We start from the raw sequence: 21,390 nt of genomic DNA on the forward strand, positions 1-21,390 counted from the left end.
CGGGAGGTTTATACTAAACACGATGCCGTGGTGAATATTTTTTCAGCTCATCCGTTACAAGGACTGATGCGGCAAAAAAATCACCTTGCCCACCATAAACCCCCTTGCCCAACAGCATTCGCCACTCCTCTTTGGTGCGCACACTTGCGGCAAACACCCGCGTTTGCGTACCTTTACACGCCTCGGTCAGACTTTGTACAAAAAGCTGATTTTCCGGGCGACGTTCAAGACTACGCACCAAACCGGGATGAAGCTTGATGATCTCCACGGGAAGCGACTTGATGTACGTCGTGCTGACCAGCGTCAAACCCGCCTGCGTGACCGCCAGGCGGCAGCCTAACGCCAGGATCTCATTGATAACCGAGCGCAGGCGGCCGATATATTGACAAACATCTGCCTCTGCAAGTTCAAATAAAATGCGCTGCCGCTGCGTTTTCGGACATTGCAGCAAGATTTCCCTCAGCCAGCGCAAAAAAGGCTTTTGCAAAAGTGAGTCCACACTTATCGGTAGAGCCAGTGTTTCTCCGGGGCAACTCGCTGATAAATCAATAATTCGCGCCACAAGCTGCCGATCATAGCTGGTCGTCAGCCCCAGTTGCTGAACCAGCGGCATATACTCTGCCGCGAGCAGTTCCTGTTCTCCATCGTAAATCCGGCTCATCATTTCATGATGATGCACCACGCCCTCTTTGGTGACCGCTGGCTTTTGATACAGCCGCGGCCCACCGCGCGCCAACGTCTGTTCGAGCAACGTTCGCCATTTTACGCTGCCACGGCCCTTATCTGGCACCAGCCGGTCAAACACGCACCAACTGTTACCGCCCTGCAATACCGCATTGCGCGTCGCGTCTTCCACACTTTCCATCACCTGCTCGGCACTTTGCCCACCACGATAGGCGCAAATACCGATGTGGAACACCTCTCCCCGGTCAATTAACGGGCAAGCGGGGAGGATATCGATAGCCTTCACCAACTGTGTGGCAATCGCGTTGGCGTCTTTTAGCGTGCTATGGGGGAGTAATACGGTGAAATCGCTGCTGAAGTAACGCGCCAGCAGCGCAGAGGGATAACGCATCACAAACGTCGACAACAGGTTGACTAGCGTAAAACGGTATTCTTGCAGCGCGTGACTACAGCCATGCGTTTCCTGTAAGGTTTCAAAATCGGGTACGCGAATCATCATGACGATGCCATGCGTCCCGACTTCTTCCCCCTCTTCCAACTGTGTAGTCAGTTGATTATCAAAAAACAGGCGATTGCTCAGCCCGGTTTCGGCATCCTGCGCGGCGAAAGCACGGATTAAGGTATCGACCCGCCCGCGTTCCTCTCGCGCTTCCACTAAATCGGACAACAGTTGATCGAGCGCCCCACTGGTATTAACCGGCCATTCACGCACCGACCCTTGCATCACCGATTCGCGCTCGCCCTTGAGAATCCGCTGTGCGCGCTCTTCCAGCTCTTCCTGTCCGATAGTCTGACGGCGCAGCCAGCGGATGGAGAAGAACAGCATCAGGAGCATCCCCCCCGCAGCCAGCAGCACCGATAGCGTCGACATCACGAAACGCGGCAAACCAAACAGCGGATCGGCATATTTTAAAGCGATCGTCATGTTCAAATGATGCATCAGCGGAAATTCGACCTCATGGTAGAGGTGCGTGCGTTGCCAGCCAGCCTCTGGCAGTTGTATTGAATAGAGCGCCGTACCGTTATCCTGAATTTCCAATGTAACAATGCCTGCCGTCTTCATCATTCCCGGCAGCCAATATTGGATATTTTCGGGCGATTGCACTAATAACGCCTGATCGATACTGGCGGTAACCTCGCGTAACTGTTGCTCAGTACGCGACTGGCTATAATAACAGAGGCTAAATATGCTACTGAAAAACATAAAAAAAATAGCGATAACCGTCAGCAATACTATCAGTATCGAGAATCTGGTCGTAAATCCCATCCCTGCGTCCTATTCCAAATAATTGTTATTACCGCACGTTTGTTGTTTCTTATCAGTTCGCATAGGCCAGCGATACAGTACCTTTGTTAACAACAGTACCTTATTAACCAAGTACCTTATTAACCAATAGTACCTGTAATAACTATAGTCGTTAATGACTTCCCCATTTTAATCCTGCCACAGGAGATAGCCCATGCAGGCTTTAATTCTTGAACAGTCAGACGGACTGACCCACGCTCAGATTCGCGAGATTGATGCAGAGCAACTTCCCACCGGGGATGTCACTGTTGATATCAACTGGTCCGGCATTAATTATAAAGATGCGCTTGCCATTACCGGCAAAGGCAAGATTATTCGTCATTTCCCAATGGTTCCTGGGATCGACTTCGCAGGCATCGTAAGCCACAGCGATAGCGATCGGTTTACCGTCGGCCAGTCCGTCATTCTGACCGGTTGGGGCGTAGGTGAAAGCCACTGGGGCGGCCTGGCACAACAGGCTCGCGTGAAGAGTGAGTGGCTGGTGCCATTGCCCGCTACGCTGAATGCACGTAACGCCATGATCCTGGGTACAGCAGGCTTTACCGCGATGCTGTGCGTCATGGCGCTGGAAGACGGCGGCATCACGCCGGAAAGCGGTGACATTGTGGTGACCGGTGCCAGCGGCGGTGTCGGCAGCACCGCTGTCGCCCTGCTCTCCGCGCTAGGCTATCAGGTGACTGCCGTCAGCGGTCGTGCGGAAAATACCGATTACCTGAAAAAACTCGGGGCGACACAGGTGCTGGCTCGCAGCGAATTCAGCGCCAGCCCTCGTCCACTGGAAAAACAGCGCTGGGCGGGGGCGATTGATACCGTCGGCGATAACGTGCTGGCGACGCTGCTGGCACAAATGGATTATAACGCGACCGTTGCCGCGTGCGGCTTGGCTGGCGGTATCGCGCTGCCAACGACCGTGATGCCCTTTATTTTACGCAACGTACGCCTGCAAGGTGTGGATTCCGTGATGGCACCGCTGGCTCGTCGCCAGCAAGCATGGGAGCGTCTGGCTGCCATCCTGCCTGAATCGTTCTACCAGCAGGTCACGCAGGAAATCGGGCTGGAAGACGTCCCCGCCGCCGCCGCCGCGCTGCTGGAAAACAACGTCACTGGCCGTACGCTGGTGAAAATCCGCTAACGTCTTTTATTGACGCATCCAGCCACCTTAGGGTGGCTGTTACACCCGGCAAAAAAGTATTCCACCTCTTTTATCGCGGTTTCTACCGCAACTCATCTATAACTAAGTGAACGGTAAGCAGCAAAAACGCCACTTTACGAGCAATGGCTGGTGGGAGTTCACATGCACAAGCATCGCAAGTTCACGGAAGCCGACGTTACCCCAGAATCCCTCTTCTACCAGCGTCGGCGCGTATTAAAAGCGCTGGGGATTTCCGCAGCCGCGCTTTCCCTGCCGTTTTCTGCGCAGGCTGATCTGCTGGCCTGGTTTAAGGGAGCGGATACACCCAAAGCGCCGCCGGGCAATCCCCTCACGTTTAGCCAACCTGACGAGTGGAAGCTCGACCTGCCGCTCACGCCGGAAGATAAAGTGACGGGATATAACAACTTCTATGAGTTCGGGTTAGATAAAGCGGATCCGGCAGCGAATGCGGGTGGGTTAAAAACCGCAGGCTGGCGCGTGAAGATAGATGGTGACGTCGCTAAACCTCTCACGCTGGATATCGACGATTTACTAAAACGCTTTCCGCTGGAAGAGCGAATCTATCGTTTCCGCTGCGTCGAAGCGTGGTCAATGGTGATTCCGTGGGTGGGCTTTGAGTTGGCCAAACTGATTAAGTTCGCCGAACCCACCAGCAACGCGCGCTATGTTGCGTTTCAGACGCTTTACGATCCAGAACAAATGCCGGGACAGAAAGATCGCTTCATGGGCGGCGGGCTGGACTACCCGTATGTAGAGGGGTTGCGGCTGGATGAAGCCATGAACCCTTTGGCGCTGTTATCGGTCGGGGTTTATGGCAAAACGCTGCCGCCACAAAACGGTGCCCCTATCCGCTTAGTCACGCCGTGGAAATACGGCTTCAAGAACATCAAATCTATCGTACACATCCGGTTAACCCGAGAAAAACCGCCCTGCACCTGGAATCTGGCGGCACCGGATGAATATGGCTTCTATGCCAACGTCAACCCCCATGTGGATCATCCGCGCTGGTCACAGGCGACAGAACGCGTCATCGGTTCAGGCGGCTTGCTTAACGTTGAGCGTCAACCCACGCTGCTATTCAACGGCTACGCAGAGCAGGTCGCCTCGCTGTATCGCGGCCTGAATTTGCGTGACAATTTCTAGTCTTAGCTAGCCTATCAGGATAGGAATCCACATCCGTATGAGACTGACGTTACAACACGTTATCCGGTTGAAAGTGTTACTCCATCTGGCGAGTTTTCTGCCGCTACTATGGCTGATATTGTCAATCGACCAAGGGTGGTTCAGCGCCGATCCCGCCAAAGATATTCAGCATTTTACCGGCAGAATGGCGCTGAAATTACTGCTGGCGACGTTGTTAGTCACGCCACTGGCGCGCTACGGTAAACAGCCGCTGCTGATTCGCTGCCGTCGACTCCTCGGGCTATGGTGTTTTTTCTGGGCAACGTTACACCTGGTGAGCTATGCGCTACTGGAGTTGGGTCTAACCCATGTGGCACTGCTGGGTAACGAACTGATATCCCGACCATATCTAACGTTAGGAATCATAAGCTGGCTGATTTTGCTGGCACTGGCGGTAACCTCGCCACAAGTAATGGTGCGCAGGTTAGGATCGCACTGGCAAAAATTGCATAATTTTGTCTATGTCGTCGCCATCCTTGCGCCTATCCACTATCTTTGGTCAGTCAAAACGCTCTCCCCACAACCCATTTTGTATGCGCTGGCGGCGTTGATATTGCTGCTGTTCCGTTATAAAAAATGTCGTCAATGGTGGCGCTAAACACCGCACCAACACAGGAAGAGGCGGTGCTGAGTGACAGCCAAATTCACGCCTTATCACAACCTGGTGCAGGAATATCTCCGCAGATAAGACCAGTATTTAGCTGCGAATTGCCATGATATGGTTATAATGCACGACTTTAGTTTCTCGGGCTGGACAATTTGCATCACGAAAGGTGACAAACGAATAGCTTCGCGCTATTTTGTGCGACACGGTTTTGGCAATCTTGGTCAATCGCGGGAGATAGCAGCACAATGGCAGAAAAGTTCCACATTTTGCTCTTGAACGGTCCAAACCTGAATCTGCTAGGAACCCGAGAGCCAGACAAATACGGTAAAACGACGTTAGCAGACATTGTCAGCGAACTGGAAACACAGGCGCAGACATTGAACGTGAAGTTTTCCCATCTGCAATCCAACGCGGAACATGTTCTGATCGATACCATCCATCAGGCCAGAGGAAATACAGACTTCATTCTGATCAACCCGGCTGCATTGACTCACACCAGCGTGGCGCTGCGTGATGCTCTGCTGGCGGTCGCGATTCCGTTTATCGAAATTCATCTGTCCAACGTGCATGCACGCGAGCCTTTTCGTCATCACTCTTACCTTTCCGATGTTGCGGTAGGCGTGATATGCGGCTTGGGGGCAGAGGGTTATCAGTATGCTTTACAGACAGCGGTAAAACGCCTGTCAACTTCCAATTAAACAAAAGAGTACGGAACCACATCCATGGATATTCGTAAAATCAAAAAACTGATCGAACTGGTTGAAGAGTCCGGCATCGCCGAACTGGAAATTTCTGAAGGTGAAGAATCAGTACGTATCAGTCGTGCCCCAGCAGCGGTTAACTACCCGATGATGCAACAAGCCTATGCGACACCGATGATGCAGCCACAGCCTGCTCTGGCCGCCGCCGTTGCACCAGCGCCAGTGGAAGCTGCCGCCGCGCCGGCTGCCATCAGTGGACACATCGTTCGTTCTCCAATGGTTGGAACCTTCTATCGCACCCCAAGCCCGGATGCGAAAGCGTTCGTGGAAGTGGGTCAGCACGTCAACGTTGGCGATACCCTGTGCATCGTCGAAGCCATGAAAATGATGAACCAGATTGAAGCCGACAAAGCGGGCGTGGTGAAAGCCATTCTGCTCGAAAGCGGCCAGCCGGTCGAATTTGACGAGCCACTGATTGTCATCGAATAACGAGGCTTATCATGCTAGATAAAATCGTTATCGCTAACCGCGGAGAGATTGCGCTGCGTATTTTGCGTGCCTGTAAAGAACTGGGCATCAAAACTGTCGCCGTTCACTCCAGTGCGGATCGCGATTTGAAACACGTATTGCTGGCGGATGAAACCGTGTGTATCGGCCCGGCACCGTCAACAAAAAGCTATCTGAACATCCCAGCGATTATTTCTGCTGCGGAAATTACCGGATCCGTCGCGATTCACCCTGGCTACGGTTTCCTGTCCGAAAACGCAGATTTTGCCGAGCAGGTTGAACGCTCTGGCTTTATCTTCATCGGCCCACGCGCAGAAACTATTCGCCTGATGGGTGACAAAGTGTCTGCCATCACCGCGATGAAAAAAGCAGGTGTTCCAACCGTACCTGGCTCTGATGGCCCGTTAGACGGTGACATGGACGCTAACCGTGCTCATGCAAAACGCATCGGCTATCCGGTCATCATCAAAGCCTCTGGCGGCGGCGGTGGGCGTGGTATGCGCGTAGTGCGCAGCGACAAAGAGCTGGAACAATCCATCAACATGACCCGTGCGGAAGCCAAAGCGGCTTTCAACAACGACATGGTCTACATGGAAAAATATCTGGAAAACCCACGTCATGTGGAAATTCAGATTCTGGCTGACGGTCAGGGCCATGCCGTCTATCTGGCAGAGCGTGACTGTTCCATGCAGCGTCGCCACCAGAAAGTGGTGGAAGAAGCGCCAGCACCGGGCATTACAGATGAACTGCGTCGTAATATCGGCGAGCGCTGCGCCAAAGCCTGTATCGATATCAACTATCGCGGTGCGGGTACGTTCGAGTTCCTGTACGAAAACGGCGAGTTCTACTTCATTGAAATGAACACCCGTATTCAGGTAGAGCATCCGGTCACCGAGATGATCACCGGCGTGGATCTGATCAAAGAGCAACTGCGTATTGCTGCTGGTCTGCCGCTGTCCATCAAGCAGAAAGACGTTAAGGTACGCGGCCATGCGGTGGAATGCCGTATCAACGCGGAAGATCCGAACACGTTCCTGCCAAGCCCGGGTAAAATCACGCGTTTCCACGCGCCGGGCGGCTTTGGTGTGCGTTGGGAATCGCATATTTACGCCGGTTACACCGTACCGCCGTATTATGATTCCATGATCGGCAAGCTGATCACCTACGGCGAAACCCGCGAAATCGCAATTTCCCGTATGAAGAACGCGCTGGCTGAACTGATTATCGATGGTATCAAAACCAACATCGAACTTCAGATGAAGATCATGAGCGATGAAAACTTCCAGAGAGGTGGCACAAATATCCACTATCTGGAGAAGAAACTCGGCTTGCAGTAAGTTCCACGCAATCGAGTCCAAAGGCCAGCAAACGCTGGCCTTTTATTATTTATGTCTTATACCTTAAAAGACCGCACCATTATTTCCGGGTAGCCAGAATAATGCTGGACGCTTTAACCAACGCGACCAATTCGCTTCCCACGCTGATGCTCATCTCTTCCAGACTTTCATTGGTAATAGAGGATGTCAGCGTTAATCCCTCCAGCGTCACCAATTGTACCGTTGAATTTACGGCACCTTTCACCACCGCACTCACCTTGCCGTGGAATTGATTACGGGCAGAGAAATGCAAACCACATTCAGCCGATGCCAGAATGACCCAAGGTGCCTTCACCAGCGCGATGGCCGGTTTGCCAACGGCTAATTCCATCGCTTGGCAACTGGCTCGTGTAATGACAGTCGTTAACTTATCCCCGCTTTCCAAGGTCAATACGACTTCATTGTTTACCGCCCCCTCAACAATAGAAGACACAACACCCGAAAGCTGATTTCTGGCTGAAACTGACATAACGACTCCTTTGATTTATCTTTAACTATTCTGCTCTAAAATATCAGAGGGTAAATAATAGCCCGATAGTAGGCTTTCTCTTGAGAAAATTATGCGATATGACTTCCATCATTAGCCAATTACCTCAATATAAATAAACCCAAATACTCACTTGGTATTATTTCGTGGCAAAATAGACGCTATTTCCACCCTGATCTATTGCTTACCAGACAATTCCCCCACGACTGGCTTTTGCGCTTCTGACGTAATTCTTACTAGTCAATTGGCCCACATGCCGTAAAATTCCCGCTTTCGTCAGCACGACGTTGATAACGATACCAATGCTCCCATTTACGGTGGAGAAGAACATGGATACACGCTTTCCTCAGGCGCACAAAGAGGCTCGCTGGGCGTTCGGCCTGACGCTGGTTTATTTAGTGGCCTGGGTGCTTGCCGCCTATTTGCCTGACAACACGCAAGGGATCACCGGCCTGCCGCACTGGTTTGAGATGGCCTGTTTGCTGCTGCCGCTCGTGTTTACGCTGTTGTGCTGGCTGATGGTGCGCGTTATTTTCCGCGATATCTCACTGGAGAGTGACGATGCAAATTGAAATTTTATTGCCGCTGATCGGCTACCTGCTGCTGGTTTTCGGGCTGTCGGTCTATGCCTACCGTCGCCGTCAGGCGGGTAACTTCCTGAACGAATATTTCCTCGGCGGCCGCTCAATGGGCGGCTTCGTTCTGGCGATGACGCTGATTGGCACTTACGTTAGCGCTAGCTCTTTTATCGGCGGGCCGGGCGCGGCGTATAAATATGGGCTGGGCTGGGTGCTGCTGTCGATGATCCAGCTTCCCACCATGCTGTTGTCGCTGGGGATTCTGGGGAAAAAGTTCGCCATTCTGGCGCGGCGCTACAACGCCATCACGCTGAATGACATGCTGCACGCCCGCTATAACAGCCCGCTGCTGGTGTGGTTCGCCAGCCTCAGCCTGCTGGTCGCATTTATCGGCGCGATGGCCGTGCAATTCATCGGCGGTGCGCGTCTGCTGGAAACCGCTGCGAACATCCCTTACGACATCGGTCTGCTGATTTTCGGCGTTACCATCGCGCTGTACACCACGTTTGGCGGCTTCCGTGCCAGCGTACTGAATGATGCGATGCAGGGCATCGTGATGCTGATCGGCACCGTCATTCTGCTGGTTGGCGTGATCTATGCCGCCGGTGGCTTGCACAGCGCGGTGGATAAACTGCAACAGATCGACCCGATGCTGGTGTCGCCACAGGGCAGCCACGGCATGCTGTCGATGCCGTTTATGGCCTCATTCTGGGTGCTGGTCTGCTTCGGCGTCATCGGCCTGCCGAACACCGCCGTGCGCTGTATTTCCTATCGCGACAGCAAAGCGCTACACCGTGGGATTATTATCGGCACCATCGTCATCGGCATCCTGATGCTCGGCATGCATCTGGCCGGCGCGCTGGGCCGTGCAGTGATGCCAAACCTGACGATTCCCGATCAGGTGTTACCGGCGCTGATGGTTAACGTATTGCCGCCGCTGGCGGCGGGGATCTTTCTTGCCGCGCCAATGGCCGCTATCATGTCCAACATTAATGCGCATCTGCTTCAGGCCTCCGCGACAATCATCAAAGATCTCTATCTCAGCGTGCGCCCGCAGCAGATCCATAACGAACGCCGCATCAAGATCTTCTCCAGCATGACCACGCTGCTATTGGGCTTGCTGGTGCTGCTGGCCTCCTTACGGCCACCGGAGATGATCATCTGGCTGAATCTGCTGGCGTTTGGCGGGCTGGAAGCGGTGTTCCTGTGGCCGCTGGTGTTGGGTCTGTATTGGGAGCGCGCGAATGCCGCTGGCGCGCTCAGCGCCATGTTCACCGGGGCGATTTGCTATACCTTACTGGCCAGCTTCAATCTTCAGTTGGCTGGCTATCACCCGATAGTGCCATCGCTGTTACTCAGCCTGATGGCGTTTACTATTGGCAACCGCTTTGGTCATAACCCACCAGCGCCGGTTGCCGTTTCATCTTCACTTTAAATGTAATAGAGACTGCTATGCCGTGGATTCAACTGAAAATAAACACCTCAGGAAAGGTTGCTGAACAACTGGGTGACGTCATGATGGAAAGCGGTGCGGTATCCGTTACGTTTCAGGATACGCACGATAACCCCGTGTTTGAGCCTCTGCCGGGCGAGACGCGCCTGTGGGGCGATACTGACGCGATTGCGCTGTACGATGCCGAAACCGATATGAACACGGTTATCGCCATACTGGAGCAGGAACCGCTGCTGGGCACGGGTTTTAAACACAAAATCGAACAGTTGGAAGACAAAGACTGGGAACGCGAGTGGATGGATAACTTCCACCCGATGCAGTTTGGCAAGCGTTTATGGATTTGCCCGAGCTGGCGCGAAATCCCTGATCCAAACGCCGTCAACGTGATGCTCGATCCCGGCCTGGCGTTTGGCACCGGCACCCACCCAACAACCGCACTGTGCCTGCAATGGCTCGACGGGCTGGATCTGGAAGGGAAGACCATCATCGATTTCGGCTGCGGCTCCGGCATCCTTGCGATTGCAGCGCTGAAACTGGGTGCGGCACGCGCCATCGGAATTGATATCGATCCGCAGGCGATTCAGGCCAGCCGGGACAACGCCCAGCGCAACGGCGTTTCTGAGCGTCTTGAGCTTTATCTACCGAAAGACCAGCCTGACGACCTGTCTGCCGATGTCGTCGTCGCCAACATCCTTGCCGGCCCGCTACGCGAGTTGGCACCGCTGATTAGCGATCTACCAAAAGCAGGCGGTCACCTCGGCCTGTCCGGTGTACTCGCCACGCAGGCTGAAGGCGTCGCAGAAGCCTACGCCGACAAATTCACGCTCGATCCGGTGGCTGAACGCGAAGAGTGGTGTCGTATTACTGGCATCCGCAAAACCGTTTAACGCGGCTGTTAAAGCACTGAGGGGGCTGGTCAGGCCAGCCTCCAGATAATCGACATTCTTTTTAGCCGCATAAACCAACGTATTTCACTGAGAAAACACGGCTAGCCCTCTGTATCTCCACTAAAAATCACTGCGCTTACAGATAAAATTCTGTAAACAGATGAATATTTCACAGAACAGAAAATCGCCATAAAAATATAACTACCTGTTAAATATGGATAATATTTTTACACATCTTAACGATGTGCATTTTCATTGATCGATAGCCGTAAATTGGTCAAAGTTTGGCCTTTCATCTGACGTAAAAAATGCGTAATATACGCGCCCTTGCAGGCACAGTATGGTCAATTTTTGTCTATGCACATTGGACAATTTCAGCTTAGTAATCGCTTGATAGCAGCCCCAATGGCTGGTATTAGCGATCGCCCATTTAGAGCACTCTGTCATGCGATGGGCGCTGGAATGACCGTGTCTGAAATGCTTTCTTCCAACCCGGAAGTGTGGCGTTCAGACAAGTCGCGTTTGCGAATGGTACATAGCGATGAACCGGGTATCAGAGCCGTGCAAATTGCCGGTTGTGACCCCGATGAGATGGCGGCGGCAGCGAGAATCAATGCTGATTCCGGCGCACAGATCATCGACATCAATATGGGCTGCCCGGCGAAAAAGGTGAACCGTAAGATGGCAGGATCTGCGTTATTGCAGTATCCGGATTTGGTCAAACAAATCCTCTCTGCGGTAGTGAAATCGGTAGACGTACCAGTAACACTGAAGATCCGAACCGGTTGGGCACCAGAGCACCGCAACTGTGTAGAAATTGCCAAATTGGCTGAAGACTGTGGCATTCAGGCGTTAACCATTCACGGACGCACCCGTGCGTGCCTGTTCAATGGTTTCGCGGAATACGACAGCATTCGGGCAGTTAAGCAGGCCGTTTCCATTCCTATTATTGCGAATGGCGACATTACAGACCCGCATAAAGCCAGAGCGGTTCTGGACTACACCGGGGCTGACGCCCTGATGATAGGACGAGCCGCTCAGGGAAGACCCTGGATCTTTCGGGAAATCCAGCATTATCTGGACACAGGGGAGTTGCTGGCACCAATGCCATTGGCAGAGGTCAAGCGCTTGTTGATCGAGCACATACGGGAATTGCACGACTTTTATGGTCCAGGCAAGGGATTTCGTATCGCTCGTAAGCACGTATCCTGGTATCTCCAGGAACATGCCCCAAACGACCAGTTTAGGCGCACATTCAACGCCATTGAGGATGCCAGCGAGCAGCTGGAGGCGTTGAAGGCATATTTTGAAAATCTTGCGTAAACAGAAAAAGAGCTGACAGAACTATGTTCGAACAACGCGTGAATTCTGACGTACTGACCGTTTCCACTGTAAACTCTCAGGCTCAGGTAACCCAAAAACCCCTGCGCGACTCGGTTAAACAGGCACTGAAGAACTATTTTGCTCAATTGAACGGTCAGGATGTAAGTGACCTGTATGAGCTGGTACTGGCTGAAGTTGAACAGCCACTGTTGGACATGGTGATGCAATACACCCGCGGTAACCAAACCCGCGCGGCCCTGATGATGGGCATCAACCGCGGTACTCTGCGTAAGAAATTGAAAAAATACGGCATGAACTGAGACTAATCAGTTAAGCATTTGAAAAAAGGCGCTTTACCTCTTTTGGTTAAGCGCCTTTTTCTTTGCCTTTTATAAGGGCAGACAGTCAAAAATAATTAATGAGTATTAATAATCAGAATGCACATGGAAATAAGCGTTAACCGCTATATACCCGTCATACTTCAATTTTCATGCGCGTTGGCTGCGTTCACTCACCCGAATCACTTATCTGAGTAAGCTCATCGGGACTCCCTCGCTTGCCGCCTTCCTGAGACTCGAATTATTTAGGGTATAACTTGAGAATTTCAGTGAGTTCCTTGTGTTTCCTTGTAGCCCATTCAGGCTTGATAGAAAACATTAAATGATACTGTCTTCGGAAATATACATCTCTAAACGTCCTGTCTGGGGAGTTATTCAAAGCCGCATAGCTTGAAGCCATATCACAGACACCGCAGTCGGTGAACCAATAAAGAATATCTTCGTCACTAAAAGTCACATGACGCTCTCTTTCTATGCCTCTTTCACTGATGATGAAATGGTATTCCTCCCCATGGATTTCCAGATACGGAGTAGCAAGACCATCAGGCTTATCGGAGATAAAGAAGTAATAACTTGGCCTTACTCCGCCACAAAGTTGCTGGCCAATTTTAAAGAGCTCAGCCCTAAGATCTTCAAGAGTTTTCAATAGCCACGATCCCTCAGCAATATCCTTTGCAATTTTCTCTGGCAACTGAATGACTGTAGTATCGTCACATATTGACTCAACTTCTTGCCGGATAAATTCACAATCAACTTGAAGCATTACCTAACTACATTTTACATCAAGAACACAGTCGGATTTAGCAGCCGCTAACCCAAATCAAAACACCTCAATCAGCTCAAACTCTTCAAACACCAGCAGCATATCCGGGGCGAAGGTGCCTCCTCTTTCAAAAAACTCCTGATGCGCTTGCTGCCAGAAGGCCAGGCTTTTGTCGCCTTCGCCCTCTTTCGCTGCCATCTCAGCGGTCACATCGCAGTAGCGCACCAGCGTTAGCGAGCGCGTCCGAATTACGCAGGAGGGTTGTCCGGCACCATCCAGAACAATGTTGTAATCACCGACCTGCGGCGTTTCTTCATTTTTGAACGCGTGATAGGAGCTACAGGTTGCCGTTTTATGCCCTTCCCGCACCAGTTGCAGCAGCTCATCCGCCAGCTCGGGGCTGTCGCCGAACGACCAGCGCAGCGCGTCTGGATACTTTTCCAATCCTTGTTTATGGCTCATCATCTTCCTCGGTTTATACGGCTATGATCGCTCTTTTTTCTTACGCCATCATAACCGTAAAGCGACCATCAGGTAATCTCCACGTCCACCCAGAGCGCTGCATGGTCGGACGCTGCGGTGTCCCATGAGGTGACTTCCGGTAGCGGCGTAACAGGTTCAGCGCCCTCTTTGGCGGCAATCTTATCGATATTGTAAATCCCCCGACGTTCGATTCCCCACTCCACCACCGCCTGATGCAACGGCGCGGATAAGAAAATGTAGTCCAGTTGATTTAACCGCGCGCCCTTCTTTCCCCCAGCAAAATAGTAGGTGTAGCGCTCTTTTTCCGGGCGTTCAGGGTCGATAACCGGGTGTAAGTCCGACAGAGAAAACAGCGGAGCCAAACTCTGCCAGGGGTTTGACGAATCCTCGTTCAAATCACCGAGAATGACCACATAGTCCTTCTTGAGATCGTAAGTCTGTTGGACAATCTCGGCGACGCGTTCTGCCTGATCGTGGCGCTTCTCTGCTCCATGTTGCCGTGCTTCTTCCGTTTGACCATTCTGGCTTTTGAAATGGTTACACAGAATATAAATCGGCTGTGTAAGGCCAGCGTCCAACGTCACTTCAAGACAGTCACGGCTAAAGACAGGATCAAACTGTTTTCCGGCATCAAAAATGTGCGTGCGTAGCTGGGCAATCCGGTAACGCGTCAGGCAGGCGACATCAATGCCGCGTGGATCGTTCGGGCTGTCGATCATCACGAACTGGTTAAACTTCTTTTCCCCAAGCACCTGATGGTTGAAATCACGCAGCACATCCATGTTTTCGACTTCAACAGCGCATAGGATATCGGCGTTGAGCAAGGTAATAATCTTGCCGGTATTCTTCCGCTGCTGACTGCTGAATTCCTGCGCTTTAAACACGATTTCACCGATCCAATCCCCACGTCCCCGGCAGCGTTTATTGATCCTGAATCCAGTGCCGGCCTCCTCTTTCTTCCAGCGCCCCAGCGTGCCCGCATCGGTACGAATATCAATATAAGGACGCAGTGCGATAGAAAGGCGGAATACCTTATCCTTCAGAGCCTCATCGTATTGGGGCCGTGCGAGAAGTTGCTGAAGCTGCCTGACCTGTTCTAATAAGGCGTCGATCTGCCGGGAATCGGGGAGATTGAGAATCACGGTACGATGAAACAGGTTCTCGACGTTATAGCTGGCGATACGGATCTTCATTGTTGTCTCCTGCTAAGTAGTGGCAAAAGCAATGATGTTCTTTTGAGGATAGAAGCGAATTGTGACCGTTGGGTAACATTGGCGACGCAATAGACGCTTTCTATCGTTCTTTCGCTCAAGATGGTTAAAACCTGATAAACGCACTATATTCACTACAAAATGCCATATTCACTTCGGCTATAAATCATCACGCAACGTGATTTATAAACAGATGTGTTGTCGAGTAAATTCATTATTAACAAAAGTTATAAGCACATCGCTGCATACCACTCACAGGAATTTATAATGAAAAAAATACGTTTTGCTTTACTGACCAGCGCCCTGCTTGCTAGCAGCGTATTCGCTCATGCCGATGACCTTAGCGCTATCAAGTCAGCGGGAGCCATCAAGATCGGTACAGAAGGCACCTACGCGCCTTACACCTATCATGATAAATCAGGCCAGTTAGTGGGATTTGACGTGGATATTGGCCGTGCGGTGGCAGAAAAGCTCGGCGTGAAAGCCCAATTCGTTGAAGGGCGCTGGGACGGGTTAATCGCCGGTATTGATGCCAAACGCTATGATGTGGTCATCAATCAGGTTGGCGTAACCAAAGAACGCCAGGCTAAGTACGATTTCTCCAAGCCTTATATCGACTCCAAGGCGGTGCTGGTTGTTCGTGGTGATAACACCACTATCAAGGATTTCAGCGATCTGAAAGGTAAAAAATCGGCACAAAGTCTAACCAGTAATTACTCTAAGCAAGCCACCAGTTACGGTGCGGAAATTGTGCCGACGGATGGCTTTAACCAGTCACTGGATCTGGTGCTCAGCGGCCGTGCTGACGCGACGTTGAACGATAACCTGTCATTCCTGGATTTCAAAAAACAGAAGCCAGATGCCAACGTGAAGATTGCCGCCACCTCAAAAGACGGTGAACCTTCTGCCATTCTGGTGCGTAAAGATCAGGCGCCACTGGTGGAAGCCTTGAATAAAGCGTTGGATGAAATCAAAGCAGACGGCACCTATAAAACCATATCTGTGCGATACTTCGGGGAGGATGTTTCTCAATAATCGCTTGGTTATCAGCACGCGTTGCTATTAAAATCATATTTATCAGTGAGATAGATGTAAAAACGATGGATATCAGCGCGCGCTGTAATTAGCGTATTTTTTATCGGAGCTTGTTTCCATGCCGCCTTGGCTACAACTCATGGCAGACTCTTTTTGGAGCCTGCTGTCTGCGGGACTGCAATTTACCGTCCCTCTGGCTATTCTGTCTTTCATCTTTGGCTTAGCGCTTGGCATTATCATCGCGCTGGTTCGGCTCTATGGCCCGAAACCGCTGAAATGGGTGGGGGATTTTTATGTTTGGGTCATCCGCGGAACGCCGCTACTGGTGCAGCTTTTCCTGATCTTTTATGGGTTGCCCAGCGCGGGAATTACTCTGGATGCCTTTCCTGCTGCACTCATTGGTTTCACCATCAGCGTCGGTGCCTACAGTTCGGAGATCGTTCGTGGGGCTATCCTGTCCGTCGCGAAAGGACAGTGGAATGCCGCGTATTCTCTCGGTATGAACGGAAGGCAGGCGATTCGTTGGGTCATCTTCCCGCAATCCGTTTTCGTGTCGCTGCCACCGCTCTCCAATACGTTTATTTCCTTAATCAAGGATACGTCGCTGGCTGCCGTCATCACCGTGCCGGAGATGTTTTTATCCGCTCAGCGCATCGTTTCCGTGACCTATGAGCCGCTGATTCTGTATATCGAGGCGGCACTAATTTACCTGATGTTCAGCACCGTTCTGAGCCAGTTACAGGTTAAGCTCGAAAAGTATTATCAGCGCCACATCACACACTAACGCCTCCTGCATCAGCCCACGCAATCTACTGGGCTGATGATGTCTCCCCTCTGCCTTTTCGCGCACCAAAAAAGAGCATATCGCTCTCTTTGCATTTGCCACAGTGCGCATATACCCATTTAGAGCTACCTATTTAGATCAATAAACCTTTCTTTTCATCTTCATTATCAAGCAAGTAAAAAATTGGCATTTTATTTGCTTCGTTCTGCTCGCGTCGGCATCCCGACAGACAGGTATGGTGCACCTTATTGTGTACTTCAAAAACAGTAAATAACTCTAGACGCTAGGATGATTATGAAAAGAATAGTGATTTCTACTCTGGTTGCTGGCGTGTCACTCTTTGCCGCAATCAACCAAGCCCATGCTGGTGCGACGTTGGACGCCATTCAGAAAAAAGGATTTGTGCAATGCGGTATCAGCGATGGTTTACCCGGTTTTTCCTATGCAGATGCGAGCGGCAAATACTCCGGCATTGATGTTGACGTGTGTCGCGGCCTTGCCGCAGCCGTATTCGGCGATGCCAATAAAGTCAAATACACCCCGCTGACGGCGAAAGAGCGCTTCACTGCACTGCAATCCGGCGAAGTTGATGTCTTGTCGCGTAACACCACCTGGACCTCGTCCCGTGACGGCGGCATGGGCATGCTGTTCACCGGCGTGACCTACTACGACGGCATTGGCTTCCTGACGCACAACAAAGCAGGCTTAACCAGCGCAAAAGATCTCGATGGCGCAACCGTTTGTATTCAGGCTGGCACCGATACCGAGCTGAATGTCGCTGACTATTTCAAGACGCATAAAATGCAGTATACCCCCGTCACGTTCGACCGCTCTGATGAAAGCGCCAAAGCACTGGAGTCTGGCCGCTGCGATACGCTGGCATCCGACCAGTCACAGCTATACGCACTGCGCATTAAGTTGAGCAAACCCGCTGAGTTTATCGTTCTGCCAGAAGTGATTTCTAAAGAGCCGCTGGGCCCGGTTGTACGTCGTGGTGATGAAGAGTGGTTCTCGATCGTGCGCTGGACGCTGTTCGCCATGCTGAATGCGGAAGAGATGGGTGTGACCTCGAAAAACGTCGATCAGTTGGCAGCAAAACCGACCACGCCAGATATGTCTCACCTGCTGGGTCATGAAGGCAGCTACGGTAAAGATCTCAAATTACCGAATGATTGGGCGTTTAAAATCATCAAACAGGTCGGCAACTACGGCGAAATTTTCGAACGTAATGTAGGCATGGGCAGCGAACTGAAAATCAAACGCGGCCTGAACGAATTGTGGAACAAAGGCGGAATTCAGTACGCGCCAGCGGTACGTTAATTATCAGAAAAACCCGGGCGCAGTGTATGGCTGCGCCCCTCAGTACCCCTGTATCGAGGTTCCAGCATGTTACAACGCCCAACCGTAAAAGGTGATTTATCACTGACTAATCCAGCGGTGCGCGCCTGGCTGTATCAAATTGTCGTTGTTATCGCGGTATTGGCCGTCGCAGCCTACCTGTTGCACAACACCGTGACCAATCTGGCACAGAGAGGTATTACCTCCGGCTTCGATTTCCTGAACAAAAGCGCTGGCTTTGGCATCGTCCAGCACCTGATTGACTATCAACAAGGTGATACTTACGCCCGCGTTTTTCTTGTTGGATTATTCAATACGCTGCTGGTTTCAGCACTGTGTATCGTATTCGCCTCCATTCTCGGCTTCACCATTGGCCTTGCACGACTGTCCGACAACTGGTTATTACGAAAAATATCCAACGTTTACATCGAAATATTTCGTAATATTCCGCCGTTATTACAGATCTTCTTCTGGTATTTCGCCGTATTGCGCAACCTGCCAGGGCCACGCCAGTCAATTAGCGCGTTTGATATCGCCTTCCTCAGCAATCGCGGCTTTTATCTGCCATCCCCTGAGTTAGGACCGGGCGCGGCAGCATTTTTTCTCTCTCTGCTCATCACCGTCGTGGTGACAGGGGGGATGTTTAGGCGTAATCAGCGCTATCACGCCTTAACCGGCCAGCCTCGCAGAACCTGGCCGTTGGCGTTAGGCCTGCTGCTGGTACTCTGCGTACTCAGCCATCTGATTTTCGGTGCCGCTTTTCACTGGGATATGCCGGAATTAAAAGGTTTCAACTTCCGTGGCGGTATGGTACTCATCCCTGAGCTGGCGGCATTAACCGTCGCGCTTTCAGTCTATACATCGTCGTTTATCGCCGAGATTATTCGTTCAGGCATCCAATCGGTTTCCCACGGTCAACATGAAGCGGCGCGTTCTCTGGGCTTACCGAATCCCGTTACGTTACGTAAAGTGATCCTTCCACAGGCGCTGCGCGTCATCATTCCTCCGCTGACCAGCCAGTATCTCAACATCGTGAAAAACTCATCATTGGCCGCCGCCATTGGCTATCCCGATATGGTGTCTTTGTTCGCAGGGACGGTGTTGAATCAGACGGGTCAGGCCATCGAAACCATCGCGATTACCATGTCGGTCTACCTCATTATCAGCCTGCTAATCTCGCTGCTGATGAACTTGTATAACCGCAAAATCGCGTTAGTCGAACGCTAGGAGGACATTATGACGATGCACCATTATACGCAGAGCCGTCAGTCCCCTCTGCTCACCGCGATGCAGTGGGCTAGACGCAATCTCTTTTCCAGTATCAGCAATAGCCTGTTAACGCTGTTTTGCCTCTGGCTACTGTGGGTTGCCATACCGCCACTGCTTAATTGGGCGATCTTTCAGGCAAACTGGATCGGTACAACCCGGAATGACTGTACGCGTGATGGCGCGTGTTGGGTCTTCATCCATGAAAGATTTGGTCATTTCATGTATGGACTGTATCCGGCCGAGGAAGTCTGGCGTATCAATTTTGCCCTCGCTATCGCGATACTCAGCATTCTGCCGATGTTCCTGAAGAGTATTCCCCATCGCGGGCGCTACATTGCCGTCTGGGCAATAACCTATCCGTTCATCGCCTGGTGGTTGCTCTACGGCGGTTTTGGTGGACTCAGCAGAGTGGAAACCTATCAATGGGGCGGATTAACGTTGACGCTGATCATCGCAGCCGTGGGCATCGCTGGCGCGTTACCGCTGGGCATCTTGCTTGCATTAGGCCGCCGTTCCACGTTGCCAATCGTCCGTATGTTTTCCGTCGTGTTCATTGAGTTCTGGCGTGGCGTACCGCTGATCACCGTGCTTTTTATGTCGTCCGTGATGCTGCCGCTATTTTTAACGGAAGGCACCACTATCGACAAACTACTCAGAGCGCTCGTCGGCGTGATTTTATTTCAGTCAGCTTATGTCGCCGAAGTGGTGCGCGGTGGCTTACAGGCACTTCCTAAAGGACAGTATGAAGCCGCTGAATCTCTGGGCTTAGGCTATTGGCGCATGCAGGGTCTGGTCATCCTGCCTCAAGCGCTGAAAATGGTGATTCCGGGTCTGGTGAATACGATCATTTCTCTTTTTAAAGATACGAGTCTGGTCATCATCATCGGCCTTTTCGATCTCTTCAGCAGCATCCAACAGGCGACCGTCGACCCCGCTTGGTTGGGCATGTCGACTGAAGGTTATGTTTTTGCCGCCATGGTTTATTGGATCTTCTGTTTCAGCATGTCGCGCTATAGCCAACATTTGGAAAATCGTTTTAATACCGGACACAAGTCACACTGAGGTTATCCATGAATCAGACTGTATTAGCCCCATCAACCGAGCATATGATTACCTTAGAGAAGGTGAATAAGTGGTACGGCCAGTTTCATGTGCTTAAAGACATTAATCTTCAAGTCAGACAGGGAGAACGCATTGTGCTGTGCGGCCCCTCCGGCTCGGGGAAATCGACCACCATACGCTGCATCAACCATCTCGAAGAGCATCAGCAGGGACGGATTGTTGTTGACGGAATTGAATTGAATAATGATTTACGCAACATCGAGAAAATTCGTACTGAAGTCGGCATGGTGTTTCAGCACTTCAATCTTTTCCCGCACTTAACCGTGTTACAGAACTGTACGCTGGCACCTTGCTGGGTACGCCATACGCCCAAAAAAGAGGCGGAAGAGCTGGCAATGCACTATCTGGAGCGTGTGCGCATAGCCGCACATGCCCATAAATTTCCAGGACAGCTATCGGGGGGTCAGCAACAGCGCGTAGCCATTGCACGTTCACTATGCATGAAACCCAAGATTATGCTGTTTGACGAGCCGACATCCGCACTGGATCCCGAGATGGTGAAAGAGGTACTCGATACTATGCTTGGGTTGGCTCAGGACGGGATGACAATGCTGTGCGTAACGCATGAAATGGGATTCGCGAAAACCGTCGCAGACCGGGTGATTTTTATGGATCAGGGTGAAATCGTAGAACAAGCGCCGCCGGATATTTTCTTCACCAGCCCACGATCAGAACGTACTCAGGCATTTCTTTCGCAGATTCTGCACTAATCTCAAACAATCTGCCTGCGCGTCTGTGCAGGCCAAGCCTTCCCCAATATCGCTATACGATGGTTCTCGCGACTCTACCTGATTTACGCAAGA

22 protein-coding genes are annotated in these 21,390 nt (G+C 51.5%); 17 read left to right on the top strand and 5 right to left on the bottom strand.

What is annotated here, in order from left to right:
- Positions 1 to 13: 13 nt before the first annotated feature.
- Positions 14 to 1,951, bottom strand: coding sequence for an RNase E specificity factor CsrD (gene csrD / locus OI69_RS04465; protein ID WP_039346680.1), 1,938 nt, complete (start codon positions 1,949 to 1,951; stop codon positions 14 to 16).
- A gap of 193 nt (positions 1,952 to 2,144) precedes the next feature.
- On the opposite strand from csrD, the gene acuI reads away from it, so the two are divergent.
- The 6 genes from acuI to accC all read left to right on the top strand — a co-directional run bounded on the left by acuI (position 2,145) and on the right by accC (position 7,477).
- Complete coding sequence (acuI, locus tag OI69_RS04470; RefSeq protein WP_039346682.1) at positions 2,145 to 3,122, top strand: acrylyl-CoA reductase (NADPH); 978 nt, start codon at positions 2,145 to 2,147, stop codon at positions 3,120 to 3,122.
- Between the two features lie 162 nt (positions 3,123 to 3,284).
- Positions 3,285 to 4,286: a protein-methionine-sulfoxide reductase catalytic subunit MsrP gene (gene msrP / locus OI69_RS04475; protein WP_039346683.1), complete on the top strand. Its 1,002-nt coding sequence runs from the start codon at positions 3,285 to 3,287 to the stop codon at positions 4,284 to 4,286.
- Between the two features lie 37 nt (positions 4,287 to 4,323).
- Entirely contained in the window at positions 4,324 to 4,923 is a 600-nt protein-coding gene (msrQ, locus tag OI69_RS04480) for a protein-methionine-sulfoxide reductase heme-binding subunit MsrQ (RefSeq protein WP_039346686.1), read from the top strand.
- A 254-nt stretch (positions 4,924 to 5,177) separates the two neighbouring features.
- Positions 5,178 to 5,630 carry a type II 3-dehydroquinate dehydratase gene (aroQ, locus tag OI69_RS04485; RefSeq protein ID WP_039346688.1) on the top strand — a complete coding sequence of 151 codons (453 nt, stop codon included), beginning with the start codon at positions 5,178 to 5,180 and terminating at the stop codon, positions 5,628 to 5,630.
- Between the two features lie 24 nt (positions 5,631 to 5,654).
- Positions 5,655 to 6,122, top strand: a complete 468-nt coding sequence (gene accB, locus OI69_RS04490) for an acetyl-CoA carboxylase biotin carboxyl carrier protein (RefSeq protein ID WP_039346693.1) — start codon at positions 5,655 to 5,657, stop codon at positions 6,120 to 6,122.
- Positions 6,123 to 6,133: 11 nt separating this feature from the next.
- Positions 6,134 to 7,477 carry an acetyl-CoA carboxylase biotin carboxylase subunit gene (gene accC / locus OI69_RS04495; RefSeq protein ID WP_039346694.1) on the top strand — a complete coding sequence of 448 codons (1,344 nt, stop codon included), beginning with the start codon at positions 6,134 to 6,136 and terminating at the stop codon, positions 7,475 to 7,477.
- Positions 7,478 to 7,556: 79 nt separating this feature from the next.
- Here accC and OI69_RS04500 read toward each other — a convergent pair whose 3' ends face one another.
- A complete protein-coding gene (locus tag OI69_RS04500; RefSeq protein WP_039346697.1) occupies positions 7,557 to 7,985 on the bottom strand; it encodes a TOBE domain-containing protein in 429 nt (142 codons plus the stop codon).
- Positions 7,986 to 8,332: 347 nt separating this feature from the next.
- On the opposite strand from OI69_RS04500, the gene OI69_RS04505 reads away from it, so the two are divergent.
- The 5 genes from OI69_RS04505 (at position 8,333) to fis (ending at position 12,564) form a co-directional block, all read left to right on the top strand.
- Positions 8,333 to 8,575, top strand: coding sequence for a YhdT family protein (locus OI69_RS04505; RefSeq protein ID WP_010681541.1), 243 nt, complete (start codon positions 8,333 to 8,335; stop codon positions 8,573 to 8,575).
- Positions 8,565 to 10,016, top strand: a complete 1,452-nt coding sequence (gene panF / locus OI69_RS04510; RefSeq protein WP_039346698.1) for a sodium/pantothenate symporter — start codon at positions 8,565 to 8,567, stop codon at positions 10,014 to 10,016. Before OI69_RS04505 ends, panF begins: the two co-directional genes overlap by 11 nt.
- Positions 10,017 to 10,033: 17 nt before the next feature.
- The gene (gene prmA / locus OI69_RS04515; protein ID WP_039346700.1) at positions 10,034 to 10,921 is read left to right on the top strand and encodes a 50S ribosomal protein L11 methyltransferase; all 888 of its coding nucleotides are present in this window, start codon (positions 10,034 to 10,036) and stop codon (positions 10,919 to 10,921) included.
- Positions 10,922 to 11,278: 357 nt separating this feature from the next.
- Positions 11,279 to 12,244: a tRNA dihydrouridine synthase DusB gene (dusB, locus tag OI69_RS04520; RefSeq protein WP_039346702.1), complete on the top strand. Its 966-nt coding sequence runs from the start codon at positions 11,279 to 11,281 to the stop codon at positions 12,242 to 12,244.
- A gap of 23 nt (positions 12,245 to 12,267) precedes the next feature.
- On the top strand, positions 12,268 to 12,564 hold the full coding sequence (gene fis / locus OI69_RS04525; protein ID WP_005975342.1) for a DNA-binding transcriptional regulator Fis: 297 nt from the start codon (positions 12,268 to 12,270) through the stop codon (positions 12,562 to 12,564).
- 259 nt (positions 12,565 to 12,823) lie between these two features.
- Here the strand turns inward: fis and OI69_RS04530 are convergent, their stop codons facing one another.
- The 3 genes from OI69_RS04530 to OI69_RS04540 all read right to left on the bottom strand — a co-directional run bounded on the left by OI69_RS04530 (position 12,824) and on the right by OI69_RS04540 (position 15,021).
- Positions 12,824 to 13,345: an Imm63 family immunity protein gene (locus OI69_RS04530; RefSeq protein ID WP_235319658.1), complete on the bottom strand. Its 522-nt coding sequence runs from the start codon at positions 13,343 to 13,345 to the stop codon at positions 12,824 to 12,826.
- Positions 13,346 to 13,402: 57 nt separating this feature from the next.
- Complete coding sequence (locus OI69_RS04535) at positions 13,403 to 13,807, bottom strand: ASCH domain-containing protein (protein WP_039346703.1); 405 nt, start codon at positions 13,805 to 13,807, stop codon at positions 13,403 to 13,405.
- Between the two features lie 68 nt (positions 13,808 to 13,875).
- The gene (locus tag OI69_RS04540; RefSeq protein ID WP_039346704.1) at positions 13,876 to 15,021 is read right to left on the bottom strand and encodes an endonuclease/exonuclease/phosphatase family protein; all 1,146 of its coding nucleotides are present in this window, start codon (positions 15,019 to 15,021) and stop codon (positions 13,876 to 13,878) included.
- Positions 15,022 to 15,306: 285 nt separating this feature from the next.
- On the opposite strand from OI69_RS04540, the gene OI69_RS04545 reads away from it, so the two are divergent.
- The 6 genes from OI69_RS04545 (at position 15,307) to OI69_RS04570 (ending at position 21,297) form a co-directional block, all read left to right on the top strand.
- Positions 15,307 to 16,074 (top strand): amino acid ABC transporter substrate-binding protein, encoded by a 768-nt coding sequence (locus OI69_RS04545; protein ID WP_039346705.1) that lies wholly within the window; start codon positions 15,307 to 15,309, stop codon positions 16,072 to 16,074.
- A 118-nt stretch (positions 16,075 to 16,192) separates the two neighbouring features.
- Positions 16,193 to 16,858, top strand: a complete 666-nt coding sequence (locus OI69_RS04550; RefSeq protein WP_039346706.1) for an amino acid ABC transporter permease — start codon at positions 16,193 to 16,195, stop codon at positions 16,856 to 16,858.
- Between the two features lie 294 nt (positions 16,859 to 17,152).
- Positions 17,153 to 18,178 (top strand): amino acid ABC transporter substrate-binding protein, encoded by a 1,026-nt coding sequence (locus OI69_RS04555; RefSeq protein WP_039346707.1) that lies wholly within the window; start codon positions 17,153 to 17,155, stop codon positions 18,176 to 18,178.
- Positions 18,179 to 18,244: 66 nt separating this feature from the next.
- Positions 18,245 to 19,423 carry an amino acid ABC transporter permease gene (locus OI69_RS04560; protein WP_039346708.1) on the top strand — a complete coding sequence of 393 codons (1,179 nt, stop codon included), beginning with the start codon at positions 18,245 to 18,247 and terminating at the stop codon, positions 19,421 to 19,423.
- A gap of 9 nt (positions 19,424 to 19,432) precedes the next feature.
- Complete coding sequence (locus OI69_RS04565) at positions 19,433 to 20,527, top strand: amino acid ABC transporter permease (RefSeq protein ID WP_039346709.1); 1,095 nt, start codon at positions 19,433 to 19,435, stop codon at positions 20,525 to 20,527.
- Positions 20,528 to 20,535: 8 nt separating this feature from the next.
- The gene (locus OI69_RS04570; RefSeq protein WP_039346710.1) at positions 20,536 to 21,297 is read left to right on the top strand and encodes an amino acid ABC transporter ATP-binding protein; all 762 of its coding nucleotides are present in this window, start codon (positions 20,536 to 20,538) and stop codon (positions 21,295 to 21,297) included.
- Positions 21,298 to 21,390: the final 93 nt, after the last annotated feature.

The organism is Pectobacterium fontis (assembly GCF_000803215.1).
GTDB lineage: Bacteria > Pseudomonadota > Gammaproteobacteria > Enterobacterales > Enterobacteriaceae > Pectobacterium > Pectobacterium fontis.